The sequence below is a fragment of the Mesorhizobium sp. LMG 17147 genome (genome assembly GCF_024297145.1).
Taxonomy (GTDB): Bacteria; Pseudomonadota; Alphaproteobacteria; order Rhizobiales; family Rhizobiaceae; genus Mesorhizobium.
This window is the reverse complement of sequence record NZ_JANCTC010000008.1, coordinates 84,885-97,876: the sequence shown is the minus strand read 5'-3', so window position 1 is coordinate 97,876 and position 12,992 is coordinate 84,885. Positions and strand designations below refer to the sequence as shown.

Genomic DNA, 12,992 nt, shown 5'->3' with positions numbered 1-12,992 from the left:
TGCGCCGTCATCTCTGATTTCGCCAATCTCCAATGCTTCAAGAGGAGAGCTAGCAGCCAAATTGCCGATCTCCCCCCTTGCGGGGGAGATGTCCGGCAGGACAGAGGGGGGTGGGAAGGATCACGGCGTGCCGGACTATCGGCCCTTTGCGACACCCCAGGGCTGTTCCAGATGACAGTGGCACTCGATCAGCCCGCAACCATTGCCACAAAGCCTGCCAGACGTAGGCGCTCCTTTGCCGGCGTCGCACCCTATCTCCAGGCGGCACCGCTGGCGCTGATCCTCGGCGCGTTCCTCCTGCTGCCGATCCTGATGATCGCCGTGGTCTCATTCTGGGACTACGATTTCGCGGCGATGTACCCGGATTTCCTGACCACCAACTACGCCGACACGCTCGGCTCGTGGGTTACCTGGAAGACCTATCTAAATACGCTGAAATACGCCGCCATCGTCTGGGCGCTGACGCTGTTCATCGGTTTCTGGGTCGCCTATTTCCTCGCCTTCCATATCAGAACCACAGCCATGCAGATGGTGCTGTTCCTTGTCTGCACGGTGCCGTTCCTGACCTCCAACATCATCCGCATGATCTCGTGGATTCCGGTGCTTGGCCGCAACGGCCTGGTCAACTCGACGCTGGTGCAAATCGGGCTGATCCCGAAGCCGATCGAGTGGCTGCTCTATTCCGAATTCGCCGTGGTGCTGGCCATGGTGCATCTCTACACGCTGTTCATGGTGACGCCGATCTTCAACACGCTGATGCGCATCGACAAGTCGCTGATCGAGGCCGCGCGCGACGCCGGCGCTTCCGGCTGGCAGGTGTTGTGGAACGTCGTCATTCCACTCGCCAAGCCCGGCACGGCGATCGGCACCATCTTCGTCGTGACGCTGGTGATGGCCGACTTTTCGACGGTGCAGGTGATGTCCGGCGGCCAGAGCGCCTCCGTCGCGCTGATGATGAAGAACCAGATGTCGCTGCTGCAGTATCCGGCGGCCGCTGCCAACGCGGTCGTGCTGCTGGTGCTGGTCCTGCTGATGGTCGCGGGCATCCTGCGCATCGTCGACATTCGCAAGGAGCTGTGAGACTTTGAGACACGACAAGCGCAGCTTCGAATTCTACGTGCTGGCGGCGTTCTTCGCGGTTTTCGTGCTGTTCCTCTACGGCCCGCTTTCGGCGATCCTGATCCTTTCCTTCCAGGGCGAGAACGGCGGTCTGACATTTCCGCTGAACGGCGTCTCGCTGCACTGGTTTGCCAACCTGTTCGAGCGCCAGGCGGTCGGCGACTTCGGCGGCAGCTTCAAGCGCTCGCTCGTCCTTGGCCTGATGGTGATGGTCGTCACGGTCGCCGTGTCGCTGCTCGCCGGCCTTGCCTTCCGGCAGAAATTTCGCGGCGCAACCGCACTGTTCTATCTGGCCGTCGCCAGCCTGGTCGTGCCCTCGATCATCATCAGTCTCGGCATTGGCGTCGTCTTCCAGCAGATCAGCTTCCGCCCCGCCTGGTACACGTCCGCTTTCGGCGCCCATCTGACCTGGACCTTGCCTTTCGGCGTGCTGATTATGTTTGCTGTCTTCAACCGGTTCTCGCCGGCCTACGAGGAAGCCGCGCGCGATCTCGGAGCATCGTCGTGGCAAACCTTCGCGCATGTCGTCCTGCCGATGATCGCACCCAGCCTGATCGGCGTCGGCCTGTTTGGTTTTACCCTCTCCTATGACGAGTTCGCTCGCACGCTGATGACGTCGGGCACCTTCAACACGCTGCCGCTCGAAATCTATGGCATGACGACGAATGTCACGACGCCGGTGCTGTATGCGCTGGGCACCGTGACGACCGTGTTTTCCTTCCTGGTGATCTTGCTGACGCTCGGCGCGATCGTCTATGTCGGCCGCCGCCGCGAGCGTGCCTGACAGTGCAGATCCTCGTCGTCAATCCGAACACCACCGCCAGCATGACCGAGACTATCGCGGTCGCCGCCCGATCGGTCGCTGCTCAATCGACGAAGATTGTTGCCGTTACCTCTACGATGGGCCCGGTGTCGATCGAAGGCTATTACGATGAAGCGCTTGCCGTTCCCGGCCTGCTGGCCGAGATCGCCACCGGTGAGCGCTTGGGCGCACAGGCCGCGATCGTCGCCTGTTTCGACGACACCGGCCTCGATGCCGCGCGCGCCATGGCCAATATTCCGGTCATCGGCATCTGCGAGGCATCGCTCAGCACGGCCTCGTTCATCGCCCAGCGCTTCACCGTCGTCACCACCACCGGGCGTTCGCGCGTGCCGGTCGAAGGCCTGGTGCAGCGCTATGGCATGGCGCGGCGGGCACGCGTGCGCGCTGCCGACATTCCGGTCCTTGCCCTCGAAGATCCAGCGTCCGGCGCACTGCTCAAACTGCGCAACGAGATTGCGCGCGCCATCGACGAGGATCGCGCAGAGGCGATCGTGCTCGGCTGTGCCGGCATGGCCGATCTGGCGGCGGCGCTGCAGCGGGAATTCGGCCTTCCGGTCATCGACGGCGTCAGTGCCGCGGTCAAGCAGGCCGAGGCCTTGATCGCGCTTGGCCTGACGACATCCAAGCGCGGCGCCTATGCAAGCCCATTGGCAAAGCCCTATCATGGCGCGTTGAAGTCCTTCGCGCCTGGTGCCGCCGAGTGATCGCAAATGCTCAGAACGATCCGAACACTCGCACTTGAAGAGGTGGAAACCCTTGTCGACTGGGCGGCGCAGGAAGGCTGGAATCCCGGCCTCGGCGACGCCGCGCTGTTCCAGGCAGCGGACCCGCAGGGCTTCATCGGCGCCTTTGTCGAAGGCGAGATGGTGGCCGGCATTTCGGCCGTTGCCTATGGCGAGGATTTCGGCTTCATCGGCCTCTACATCTGCCGGCCGGACAGGCGTGGCCAAGGTCATGGCAAAGCCGTTTGGGATGCCGGCATGGCGCGGCTCGGCAACCGCACGATCGGCCTCGACGGCGTTGTCGAACAGCAGGCCAACTACCGCAGCATGGGTTTTGCACCGGCCTACCGGACGATCCGGTTCGTCGGATTGCCGAATGTCCCGGCAGCGGTCGGCAGTGACATTTGCACAATAGGGCCGGACTTCGTGCCGGACATATTGGACTATGACCGCCGCTTCTTTCCCGGCCCGAGGCGATCGTTCCTGGAACACTGGCTGCGCCCGCCGCATATGGCGCTTGCGATCCTCAAGCACGGCGCCATTGCGGGATACGGCGTCGCGCGCCAATGCCGGGACGGCTGCAAGATCGGCCCGCTCTTTGCCGACAGCCTGGACGCGGCAAGCCGTCTCTTCGCCACGCTTGCGCAGATGTGCGGTCCCGGAAACGTCCATCTCGACGTTCCCGAAACCAGCGGGCAATTGGCAGATTTGCTGTCATCCGCAGGTCTTCAACCGGGTTTCGAGACTGCCCGAATGTACAAGGGAAGCGCGCCGCAGCTCACGCAGTCGGGTGTCTATGCGATAACGACCTTGGAGCTTGGTTGAGACGGTGCAAGTCGGCTTCTAGCGCGCAAGTCGGGGAGCAGAAATGTCTACTTTTCCTGAACTGAAATGCCGGAATCGTCGATACGAAGTTCCACGCCTTTCGGCTTGGTCTCCTCGCGATAGACGTAAATGCCCAAGGCAATGACTGCGACGACCAAAGCGCCGATGATGAGATAAAGATAGTTCTGCTTCATCCGCTGTCGTTAACAACATGATTTGAGCGAGTCTAGCGGTTCGGTATCAGGACGGCGGACGGACACGCACGTCGATCAGCCATCCAGCCGATCGCGCAGCATGCTTAGGGGAAGCAGCATGTTTGGCGCGTGCCGCGTCAGGCCGTGGAGCGGGATCGGCGCCGGCGGCGCAAACGGCAGCGGCAAATCCTGAGGCTTTGTTCCATCAGCCCAATCTGCAAGCACCTTGCCCATGCTCGTCGTCATGGCGATGCCGCGTCCGTTGCAGGCAAAGCCCGCGATCAGGCCGGGGCCGAGATCGACAAGGCGCGGCAGGAAGTCGGGCTCGACGGCAGCCATCCCCGACCAGCTATATTCAAGCGGCGGGATCTCCGGGAGGTCGAGGTGTTTTGCCAGGCGCCGCCAGATCGCCCGCGGCACCCGCGTGTCGGCACCGGGGCCAAAAACATGCATGCCGCCGGTGATCAGCCTGTGTTCGCCGTCGAAGCGGAAGGTGAAGAGATTGCGTCTTGTGTCGCCGACGCCTTGCCCGCCAGGAAGCAGGCGAGTGCGTATTTCGCGCGGCAGCGGCGCTGTCGCGATCTGGAAGATTTTCAGCGGGAAATAGGTTCGCCGCAGCGCGCGATCCAGCGGCCCGCCATAGGCGTTGGTGGCGACCAGCACCTTTCCTGCGCGTACCGAGCCGGAGGCCGTCTTCAAAGCCCAACCATCGCCTAGGTGATCGATCGACGCGACACGCGTATGTTCGAAAATGCGCGCGCCGGCTTTTTCCGCCGCATCGGCGAGGCCGCGCGCATATTCGACCGGATTGAGGACGCCACCCGACCGATCCATCCAGCCGCCGAGATAGCCGCGAACGCCGGTCAGCTCCTCGACCGCCGGTCTATCCAGCGCAACAGTCGGTCTTCCGCGCCGTGCCCATTGTTCGACACGCGATCTGGTCTTTTGCAAAGCGGGCGGCGAATGAGCTGGTTGTATCCAGCCGCTCTGGACGGCATCGCATTCGATGGCATGCCGCTTGATCAGGTCGAAGACGAGGTCGGCGCTGCCGGCAGCGAACCCGACAAGGTGTTCGCCGCGTTCGGGTCCGAGCTGGGCAATGATGTCTTCGGGATCTCTTTTCGCGAAATTCGGCACGACAAAACCGGCGTTCCTGCCGGACGCACCCCAGCCGATGGTTTCGGCTTCGAGGACGGCGACCGAGATGCCTTTCTCGGCGGTGTGCAGCGCGGTTGAAAGGCCCAAGAATCCGCCGCCGACAATCGCCAGATCGACATCGAGTGCACCTTCGAGGGCGGGTCGTTCTCGGCGGTTGCGGCCGACGGCGTGCCATAGCGAAAGGCCGCGTGGCACTGCAGCGCTGCTCATCACCGCGCCGCGCTCTCGTCCGGAGCCGCTTTCGCGCCCTTGCCGAACCTTGCGCGCCGCGGCCTGTCGCCGAACAGGCCGTTCGGCCTGACCAGAAGGATGACGCACAGCATCACGCCGATGGCGACGATCTGCAGGGAGGCGGCACGAGCCTGCTGTTCCGGCGAGAACAACACACTGGTCAAGGCTCCCGAACCGGCCCATATCGCCCAGACCAGGATGCTGCCGATGACGGCGCCGATGTTGCTGCCGGCGCCACCGACGATCAGCATCACCCAGACCTGGAAAGTCAGCGCCGGCAGATAATTATCCGGAGCGATGAAGCCGGTGAAATGGGCTTGCAGCGCACCGGCCAGCGCCATGATGGCGCCGCCGACGCCAAAGGCCTGGACGCGGTAGAACCGCGCGCTTTTACCCAGAGATATCGCGGCCCGCTCATCCTCGCGAAGCGCATTCAACACGCGCCCCCACGGGCTGCGCGACAGATGCTCCAGCGCGAGATAGACGATCAGCGTCATCACGAAGACGATCGCAAGGTTCGAAAGGTTGAACAGCAACGGCGTTTCGGCAAGACCGCCGAACGGACGCGGAATGAAGCCGATGCCGAATGGGCCGCCGGTCAGCTTCTGGGCATTGAGCGCTACCAGTTGCACGACGACGGCGACGCCGAAAGTAGTGATCGCCAGATAGTCCGATCTCAAGCGCAGCGTCGCGATGCCGGTAATGGCGGCCGCGACGCCGCCCACCAGCATGGCGCCGAGCCAGCCGACAAGGATCGGCAGGCCGAAGCCGCCGAGCCGCGCGGCATCGTCGGGCGTGGTCAGCAGTGCCGAGGTGTAGGCGCCGATGGCAACGAAGCCGGCGACCCCGACATTGAAAAGCCCGGTCAGCCCCCATTGCAGGTTGAGCCCGAGCGTGACGAGCGAAAAAATCAGCGCGGTGGTCAGGAAGAAAGCGCCGTAGCCGAGCAGATCCATCAGCGTTCCCTCACTCCGAAAAGGCCGACGGGGCGCACGAACAGCACCGCCATCAGGATGACGAAGGAGACGGCCGCCCGCCATTCGGCGCCGATCAATTGCACGGCACCCGCTTCGGCCATGCCGATAATCACACCGCCGAGGACGGCGCCGGGCACGCTGCCGATGCCGCCGAGGATGGCGGCCGCGAACATCGGCAGCAGCATCTCGAAACCCATGAATGGGCGGATCTGGATGAGAATGCCGATCATGACGCCGGCGACGCAGGCCAGCGCCGCGCTGATGAGCCAGGTGACGCGCACCACCTTGGCGACGTCGATGCCAACGATGCGCGCCAGTGCCGCGTTCTGGCTCAATGCCTGCATCGAACGGCCGGTCTGGGTGCGGGTCATCAGCAGATGCACGCCGAGCACGAGCACGGCCGTCAGCAGCAGCAGCGCGATCTGGTCGGGGGTGATGCGAATGCCGAAGCCGACGGGCATGGCGATCTGGATGGCCCGGCTGAAATAGGTCGGACGCGAGGTGAAGATGAATTCGAGCAGGCTTCTCAGCGCCATCGAGGCGCCAAAGCTCGCCATCACCACGATGATCGCCTGGCCCTTGGCCCGCAGCCGCGCGAACAGCACCAGATCGAGCGCCAGTGCCAGCAGGCCGGTAACCGCCATACCGATGATGAGCGCGGCGATCAGCGGCCAACCGAAGGAGAGGGGCGCGATCGGCGCGATCTTGCCGAACATCGCGCCAATGGCGCCAACCACGGCCAGCGTCGCATAGGCGCCCCAGGCCATGAAGTCGCCATGGGCGAAGTTAGAGAAGCGCAGGATCGAATAGGTGAGCGTCACGCCGATGGCGCCGAGGCCGATCATCGAGCCTGCCAGCAGTCCGTCGACGACAAATTGCAGGTTCATGCCGCGCCTCCTTTCCCAAAGTCGGGGCGGCGCTGGCCAAGGTAGAGTTCGGCGACGACCGGATCGTTCCAGAGCTCGGAGGCGATGCCCTGGTGCCGGTCCTTGCCCTCGACCAGCACGTAGGCGCGGTCTCCAATGGCAAGCGCTGCCTTCGCGTTCTGCTCGACCAGCAGGATGGTGACGCCGGATTTGCGGATGCCGGCCAGCATCTCGAATACCATCGACACGAATTTCGGCGACAGGCCGGCCGACGGCTCGTCGAGCACCAGCACCTTGGGATGGACGATTAACGCCCGCGCGACGGCCAGCATCTGCCGCTGTCCGCCCGACAGATTGCCTGCGGCTGTTCTGCGCTGACGGGCGAGATCGGGAAAGACCGCATACATTTCCTCGATGCGGGCGGGGACCTCGCGCGGCCTCAGAATGCCGCAGGCGACCCTGAGATTGTCCTCGACCGACATCAGCGGGAAGATGTTCTCCGTCTGTGGCACGAAGGCAAGGCCAAGGCGGACCATGGTGTGGGCGGGCGACGCCGTGATATCCTTGCCGTCCAGCAGCACCGTGCCGCCGGTGATCGGGACAAGGCCGGCGATGGCCTTGATAAGGCTCGACTTGCCGGCGCCGTTGGGGCCGAGGACGACGACGATCTCGCCCTTGTCGACGGTGATCGAGGCGCCGCGCACGATCGGAACGCCGGGCTCATAGCCGGCTTCGAGATCGCGGACATCGAGTACCCTTTGGCTCATGCCGTGCCTCCGAGGTAGGCCTCGATGACGCGTGGGTCACGCGCCACCTCGTCCGGAGTGCCTTCGCGCAGAAGCTGGCCGCTCGCCATGACCAGCACGCGGTGGCAGAGTCGCGTCACCATGTCGATATTGTGCTCGATCAGCAGGAAGGTGATGCCGCGCGCATTGATGTCGCGGATGCGGTCGATGATGATCTCGAGCAGGGTTGCGTTGACCCCGGCCGCCGGCTCGTCGAGCAGGATGATCGCCGGGTCGGCCATCATCACGCGGGCCAGCTCGAGCAGCTTGCGCTGGCCGCCTGAAAGCACGCGCGCCGGCTCGTGCGCAAGGTGAGCGATCGTGACGAGCTCGAGTAGTTCGACGGCTCTTATCTCGGCAGCCCGTTCTTCGGCAGCGACCCGCCGGGGCGTCAGGAAATTGGCGAGCAGTTTTTCTCCGGCCTGCCCTTGCGCGGCCAGCATGACGTTTTCGATCAGCGTCAGGTTAGGCAAGGGCCGGGGGATCTGGAACGTGCGGCCGAGGCCGCGGCGGATGCGGCGATGGGCAGCTTCCCCCGACACCGATACGCCGTTGAGGAGGATTTCGCCGCTGGTCGGCAGAATGCTGCCGGCGAGCAGGTCGAACATCGTGGTCTTGCCTGCGCCGTTCGGGCCGATAAGGCCAAGTATTTCGCCCGGCCGGACGTCGAACGAGACATTGTTGACCGCAACGAGCCCGCCGAAGCGTCTGAGGACGTTCCTGGCCGTGAGGACCGGCGTGCGGATCTCCTCCTGCCGTTCCGTCGTGTCGCTCATCAATCCCTCTGGCCGAAAGCGATCTTCGTCGCCTATGATTTGATTTGTGATCACACTTGCTTTGATCACGCTATTCGGCTTTAATTTCTTCCGCAAGCCGAAAACGGCCAAGACCGGAATTGCCAATGCAGAAGGCCGCCGTCGAAAAGAACAAGAACAATGAGGTGATCGCGGCCCAGCTTACACCGGTCGGTCGCGAGACCGTGCAGGATCGCGTCTATTCGGAGCTTCGCCGCGCCTTGATCGGCGGCCTTTTCGAGCCGAGCCAGGTTCTGACCATCCGCGGCCTCGCCGACGCGCTGGTCACCAGCACCATGCCGGTGCGCGAGGCGCTCGGACGGCTGATCACCGAGAAGGCGCTGGAGGCGCTTCCCAACCGTTCGGTGCGCGTGCCGCCGATCACGCTGGAGCGTATCGACGATCTCTTGCGGGCTCGGTCGCTCATAGAGGGCGAAGCGATAGCACTTGCCGCCACGCGCATGAACCCGCGCCAGATTGCTTCGGTCGAAGCCATGCTAGGCGAGTGGGACGAGATGCGGGCACTGAAGCAAAAGAAGGATATCGATCGCGAGGCGACGCTCAACCAGAGCTTCCATTTCGAGATCTACCGTTGCTGCGGTTCCGCCGTGCTGATCCCGATGATCGAGAGCCTTTGGCTGCAATCCGGACCCTGTATCCGCGTCGCCATCTACGCCTTTTCCGACGCCGGCGAGGTCGACACCGCCCACTATCACCGCAGCATCGTCGCCGCGCTTGCCAGGCAGGATGCGCAAACGGCGCGCGAGGCCCTGGTGGCCGACATCAGCCGGCCCTTCGCCTTTCTGCGCGACAAGCTCCAATCTACAAGCAAGGAAGGATTGAGGGCATGACGGCGCTTGGCATCAGCATCACCGAGCCGCGCTCACAGCTTTCCGTGACCGCACTGCTGTTGCCTGAAAAGGCGCCCGACAATGCCGCCTTCCTGCTGGCCTATCTCGAGCAGCCGCGCGTCGTTGCCGGCATCCATGCGATGTGGACGGGGCCTGAGATTTCCTGCCCGGTTCCATCAGTCGATCTTGAGGGCCAAACCTATGCCAGGCCCTTGCCGGCGGAGAATGCAACGCTGACGCCGCAGCCGGGCGACATCGTGTTGTCCTACGTGCCGCCGCGCATGTGGGGCGGCAATCCGAATGCTATTTTCGATATCGGCCTGTTCTACGGAGCGGGCGCACGCCTGCTGTTCCCGATCGGCTGGCTTGCCGGAAGCGTCGTCGCGCAGGTGGTGCCTGAGCAGCGCGATGAATTCGCAGCCGCTTGTGGCGTGATCCGCCGCAACGGCGCCTGCGACATCACCTTCACCCGGGTGGAGATCTGAATGGCCGAGATCGACGACAGTTTCGAACTCTTCGACCTTCGCGTCGAGGCGGTTATCCCCGAGGGCAAGCCGATCTATTGCGGCGCCAAGGCCGGCGACTATTTCGAGTTGAAGGGCGAGATGCTGTCGATGCCGGCGGGCCAGGGTTTTTCGATCTATTCGATATCAGCCGTGCTGCCGCTGCTCGCGGCAAAACAGCGCCCGACCCACAGGAACGACTGGATGACATCGGACGCCGAGATCGCTTGTCCAGATCCCAATTGCGCCAGCCGGCTGCGGATCATCAGGACCGGCAAGCGACGATTCAGCCATGCCGAAACGACGGCGGTGCCGCTGCCCAGGGAAAGTGACCAGAGATGACCGCCAAGGCATTCGAGCTCAGCCCCGGCTACACGATCTCGCGCGTCATTCGCGGCGGCTGGCAGCTTGCCGGCGGGCACGGCGCGGTCGATCGCCAACAGGCGGTGAGCGACCTGATCGCCACGTTCGACGCCGGCATCTGGACCTATGATTGCGCCGATATCTATACCGGTGTCGAGGAACTGATTGGTGCGGCGCGCCTGCGCCTCGCCAATGAGCGTGGCCTCGACGCTGCCGCCAAGATGAAGGTGCACACCAAGCTGGTGCCTGACCTCGAACGGCTCTCCACGATCGGCCGCGACTACATCAGCAGCATCGTCGACCAGTCGCTGCGGCGGTTGAAGACTGAGCGCCTCGATCTTGTGCAGTTCCATTGGTGGGACTATTCGGTGCCCCGCTATGTCGATGCGATGGGCTGGCTTGATGAGATCCGCAGGGAAGGCAAGGTGCGCAATATCGGCACCACGAACTTCGACACGCTGCGGCTGGCCGAGATCCTGGCCGCGGGTGTGCCGCTGGTCAGCCAGCAATTGCAATACTCGGTGCTCGACCAGCGGCCGGCCAACAGCCTTGCAGCACTCGCCAGCCGGTATGGCGTCAGTTTCCTCTGCTACGGTTCGGTGGCGGGCGGCTTCCTTAGTGAAAAATGGCTTGGCGTTACCGAGCCGCAGACGCCGCTCGAAAACCGGTCGCTGGTCAAATACAAGCTGATCATCGATGATTTCGGCGGCTGGGAGCTTTTCCAGGAGTTGCTTCGCACACTGAAGGCCGTCGCCGACCACCGCGGTGTCGACATCGCCACCATCGCCAGCGCCTGGGTGCTGGAGCAGCCGCAAGTGGCGGCCGTCATCGTCGGCGCCCGCAACCAGGCGCACGCCCTTGCCAATGCCAGAATCATGGACGTCGCGCTCGATGCAGACGAACGGGCGAGGATCGCTGCCGTAATCGCGCAAAGTCGGGGGCCGCTGGGCGACGTCTACACATTGGAACGCGACCGTCACGGCCGCCACGGCTCGATCATGCATTACAATTTGAATGCAGGCAGGAAATGAACGCGGCCATGGACGAAAACCCCTCCTTGCTTTCCCGCGCCAGCGTCGAGGTGGTCGATCTCCACCGCTTCTTCGTCGACTGGTTCAACGCGGCAAGTGCGGACAATGCAGATTTCAGGCGCTTCGAAAGCGTCATGGGCAAAGGCTTCCAGATGGTTGCGCCGGACGGTCAGGTCCTCGATCGTGACGCGGTGCTCGACCATGTCAGCGCAAGCCGCGCCAGCTGCGACGGCGATTTCACCATCTCGATCGAGCACATCCGGGCCGGCTGGCAGGCCGGCGACACGATCGTCGTCTGCTACGTCGAGGCACAGCAACGCGCCGGCAAGCACAGCCGCCGTCGCTCGAGTGCCGTTTTCACCACCAGTTCATCGGCGCCTAACGGCGTCGAATGGCGACATCTGCATGAAACCTGGCTGCAGGTGCCGGAAGGCTGAACAGGCTCAAGACGTGAATGAGAGTCGTGTAACGAAAGGGGAACAACAATGACAAAGACGATACTTCAGATCACCACCGCGCTCGCCTTGCTGACAGCGGCCGGCGCAGCGCAGGCCGCCGACTGCAAGATCACCGTCGGCCTCGTCATGGAACTGACCGGCCCGGCCGGCGAATATGGCCAGGCAGGCGCCAAGTCGGTCGAAATGGCATTCCGCGACATCAACGATGCCGGCGGCGTGCGCGGCTGCGATCTCGCGACCGACACCCGCGACAGCCAGAGCCAGGGCAACATTGCGGTCGACGCCGCAACCCAGCTCGTGCAGGTCAAGAAGGTGCCGGTGATCATAGGCGGCATCATCTCCTCTGTGTCGATCCCGATCCTGACCTCGGTCACCGCGCCGGCCAAGATCGTCCAGGTGTCGCCGGCTTCGTCGTCGCCGACGCTGACGGCGCTCGGGCGCGACGGCAAGACCAATGGCATCTTCTTCCGCACCATCACCTCGGACGCTCTGCAGGGCGTCGCCGCCGCCAAATATGCCATCGACAAGGGCTTCAAGAAGCTGTCGGTCATCCACGTCAACAACGACTTCGGCGTCAACATGGTGGCGGAATTCTCGCGTGCCTATAAGGCCCTCGGCGGCACCATCGTCTCCGACACGCCCTACAATGAAAAGCAGTCGAGCTATGCCTCTGAAGTGACCGCGGCCATGGCCGGCGAGCCGGACGGGCTTTACCTCGTCAGCACGCCTGTCGATGGCGCAACCATCGCCCGTACCTGGATTTCGCAGGGCGGCGTCCAGAAATTCCTGCTCAATGACGGCATGAACAGCCCGGATTTCATCGAATCCGTCGGCGCCGACTATTTGAAGGATGCCTATGGCACTTCTTCGGGCACCAGCCCGACCGCATCGACCGAATATTTCACCAAGAACTACAAGGAATTTTCGGGCATTGAGCCGTCGAACCCGGCGGCCGACCGGTCCTATGATGCCGGCGCCATCGTCGGCTTGGCTATCGCGATTGCCGGCTCCGAGGATCCGGCCAAGATCAAGGACGCGATGTACAAGGCGGTCGATCCGGCCGGCACGCCGATCTATGCCGGCAAGGACGAGTTCGCCAAGGCGCTCGGCCTGATCAAGGACGGCAAGCCGATCCGCTACGAAGGCGTCATCGGGCCGGTCACCTTCGATAAGTACGGCGACATCACCGGCCCGTTCCGGCTCTGGAAGATCGTCGACGGCAAGGTGACGACCGATGGCGAAATGACGACGGATGACGTCAACGCCTTGCAGGCGAAGCTTCAGTAAGCCCC

General features: G+C 63.5%; 16 protein-coding genes. 10 read left to right on the top strand and 6 right to left on the bottom strand.

Features of this window, described 5'->3' with window-relative positions; translation table 11 throughout:
• Window positions 1-171: 171 nt before the first annotated feature.
• Genes NMG46_RS16815 through NMG46_RS16800 form a run of 4 tightly spaced genes read left to right on the top strand, consistent with a single transcriptional unit; the run spans window position 172 to window position 3,489 of the window.
• A complete protein-coding gene (locus NMG46_RS16815) occupies window positions 172-1,080 on the top strand; it encodes an ABC transporter permease (protein WP_254818763.1) in 909 nt (302 codons plus the stop codon).
• 4 nt (window positions 1,081-1,084) lie between these two features.
• Window positions 1,085-1,903 carry an ABC transporter permease gene (locus NMG46_RS16810; RefSeq protein WP_254818762.1) on the top strand — a complete coding sequence of 273 codons (819 nt, stop codon included), beginning with the start codon at window positions 1,085-1,087 and terminating at the stop codon, window positions 1,901-1,903.
• Window positions 1,904-1,905: 2 nt separating this feature from the next.
• Window positions 1,906-2,646 carry an aspartate/glutamate racemase family protein gene (locus NMG46_RS16805; protein WP_254818761.1) on the top strand — a complete coding sequence of 247 codons (741 nt, stop codon included), beginning with the start codon at window positions 1,906-1,908 and terminating at the stop codon, window positions 2,644-2,646.
• Window positions 2,647-2,652: 6 nt separating this feature from the next.
• Window positions 2,653-3,489, top strand: a complete 837-nt coding sequence (locus NMG46_RS16800) for a GNAT family N-acetyltransferase (RefSeq protein ID WP_254818760.1) — start codon at window positions 2,653-2,655, stop codon at window positions 3,487-3,489.
• Window positions 3,490-3,536: 47 nt separating this feature from the next.
• Here the strand turns inward: NMG46_RS16800 and NMG46_RS16795 are convergent, their stop codons facing one another.
• The 6 genes from NMG46_RS16795 to NMG46_RS16770 form a co-directional block, all read right to left on the bottom strand.
• A complete protein-coding gene (locus NMG46_RS16795; protein ID WP_023716676.1) occupies window positions 3,537-3,683 on the bottom strand; it encodes a hypothetical protein in 147 nt (48 codons plus the stop codon).
• Window positions 3,684-3,758: 75 nt separating this feature from the next.
• Entirely contained in the window at window positions 3,759-5,051 is a 1,293-nt protein-coding gene (locus NMG46_RS16790) for an FAD-binding oxidoreductase (protein WP_254818759.1), read from the bottom strand.
• The gene (locus tag NMG46_RS16785) at window positions 5,051-6,031 is read right to left on the bottom strand and encodes a branched-chain amino acid ABC transporter permease (protein WP_254818905.1); all 981 of its coding nucleotides are present in this window, start codon (window positions 6,029-6,031) and stop codon (window positions 5,051-5,053) included. The genes NMG46_RS16790 and NMG46_RS16785 overlap by 1 nt, the downstream gene beginning before the upstream one ends.
• Window positions 6,028-6,936 carry a branched-chain amino acid ABC transporter permease gene (locus NMG46_RS16780; RefSeq protein WP_254818758.1) on the bottom strand — a complete coding sequence of 303 codons (909 nt, stop codon included), beginning with the start codon at window positions 6,934-6,936 and terminating at the stop codon, window positions 6,028-6,030. Before NMG46_RS16780 ends, NMG46_RS16785 begins: the two co-directional genes overlap by 4 nt.
• Window positions 6,933-7,682 carry an ABC transporter ATP-binding protein gene (locus NMG46_RS16775; RefSeq protein ID WP_254818757.1) on the bottom strand — a complete coding sequence of 250 codons (750 nt, stop codon included), beginning with the start codon at window positions 7,680-7,682 and terminating at the stop codon, window positions 6,933-6,935. Before NMG46_RS16775 ends, NMG46_RS16780 begins: the two co-directional genes overlap by 4 nt.
• Entirely contained in the window at window positions 7,679-8,476 is a 798-nt protein-coding gene (locus NMG46_RS16770) for an ABC transporter ATP-binding protein (RefSeq protein ID WP_254818756.1), read from the bottom strand. Before NMG46_RS16770 ends, NMG46_RS16775 begins: the two co-directional genes overlap by 4 nt.
• Window positions 8,477-8,601: 125 nt before the next feature.
• On the opposite strand from NMG46_RS16770, the gene NMG46_RS16765 reads away from it, so the two are divergent.
• Genes NMG46_RS16765 through NMG46_RS16740 form a run of 6 tightly spaced genes read left to right on the top strand, consistent with a single transcriptional unit; the run spans window position 8,602 to window position 12,987 of the window.
• Window positions 8,602-9,345 carry a GntR family transcriptional regulator gene (locus tag NMG46_RS16765; RefSeq protein WP_254818755.1) on the top strand — a complete coding sequence of 248 codons (744 nt, stop codon included), beginning with the start codon at window positions 8,602-8,604 and terminating at the stop codon, window positions 9,343-9,345.
• Window positions 9,342-9,830 carry a DUF3830 family protein gene (locus NMG46_RS16760; protein WP_254818754.1) on the top strand — a complete coding sequence of 163 codons (489 nt, stop codon included), beginning with the start codon at window positions 9,342-9,344 and terminating at the stop codon, window positions 9,828-9,830. The genes NMG46_RS16765 and NMG46_RS16760 overlap by 4 nt, the downstream gene beginning before the upstream one ends.
• Window positions 9,831-10,190, top strand: a complete 360-nt coding sequence (locus NMG46_RS16755) for a TIGR04076 family protein (protein WP_254818753.1) — start codon at window positions 9,831-9,833, stop codon at window positions 10,188-10,190.
• A complete protein-coding gene (locus tag NMG46_RS16750) occupies window positions 10,187-11,242 on the top strand; it encodes an aldo/keto reductase (RefSeq protein ID WP_254818752.1) in 1,056 nt (351 codons plus the stop codon). The genes NMG46_RS16755 and NMG46_RS16750 overlap by 4 nt, the downstream gene beginning before the upstream one ends.
• An 8-nt stretch (window positions 11,243-11,250) precedes the next feature.
• Entirely contained in the window at window positions 11,251-11,679 is a 429-nt protein-coding gene (locus tag NMG46_RS16745) for a DUF4440 domain-containing protein (RefSeq protein WP_254818751.1), read from the top strand.
• A gap of 48 nt (window positions 11,680-11,727) precedes the next feature.
• Entirely contained in the window at window positions 11,728-12,987 is a 1,260-nt protein-coding gene (locus NMG46_RS16740; protein ID WP_254818750.1) for an ABC transporter substrate-binding protein, read from the top strand.
• Window positions 12,988-12,992: the final 5 nt, after the last annotated feature.

Bases quoted from the DNA above. Each gene is read 5' to 3' on its own strand.
- NMG46_RS16770 (WP_254818756.1), bottom strand. From the start codon at position 8,476: ATGAGCGACACGACGGAACGGCAGGAGGAGATCCGCACGCCGGTCCTC.
- NMG46_RS16775 (WP_254818757.1), bottom strand. From the start codon at position 7,682: ATGAGCCAAAGGGTACTCGATGTCCGCGATCTCGAAGCCGGCTATGAG.
- NMG46_RS16750 (WP_254818752.1), top strand. From the start codon at position 10,187: ATGACCGCCAAGGCATTCGAGCTCAGCCCCGGCTACACGATCTCGCGC.
- NMG46_RS16755 (WP_254818753.1), top strand. From the start codon at position 9,831: ATGGCCGAGATCGACGACAGTTTCGAACTCTTCGACCTTCGCGTCGAG.
- NMG46_RS16815 (WP_254818763.1), top strand. From the start codon at position 172: ATGACAGTGGCACTCGATCAGCCCGCAACCATTGCCACAAAGCCTGCC.
- NMG46_RS16765 (WP_254818755.1), top strand. From the start codon at position 8,602: ATGCAGAAGGCCGCCGTCGAAAAGAACAAGAACAATGAGGTGATCGCG.
- NMG46_RS16760 (WP_254818754.1), top strand. From the start codon at position 9,342: ATGACGGCGCTTGGCATCAGCATCACCGAGCCGCGCTCACAGCTTTCC.
- NMG46_RS16790 (WP_254818759.1), bottom strand. From the start codon at position 5,051: ATGAGCAGCGCTGCAGTGCCACGCGGCCTTTCGCTATGGCACGCCGTC.
- NMG46_RS16780 (WP_254818758.1), bottom strand. From the start codon at position 6,936: ATGAACCTGCAATTTGTCGTCGACGGACTGCTGGCAGGCTCGATGATC.
- NMG46_RS16745 (WP_254818751.1), top strand. From the start codon at position 11,251: ATGGACGAAAACCCCTCCTTGCTTTCCCGCGCCAGCGTCGAGGTGGTC.
- NMG46_RS16800 (WP_254818760.1), top strand. From the start codon at position 2,653: ATGCTCAGAACGATCCGAACACTCGCACTTGAAGAGGTGGAAACCCTT.
- NMG46_RS16740 (WP_254818750.1), top strand. From the start codon at position 11,728: ATGACAAAGACGATACTTCAGATCACCACCGCGCTCGCCTTGCTGACA.
- NMG46_RS16795 (WP_023716676.1), bottom strand. From the start codon at position 3,683: ATGAAGCAGAACTATCTTTATCTCATCATCGGCGCTTTGGTCGTCGCA.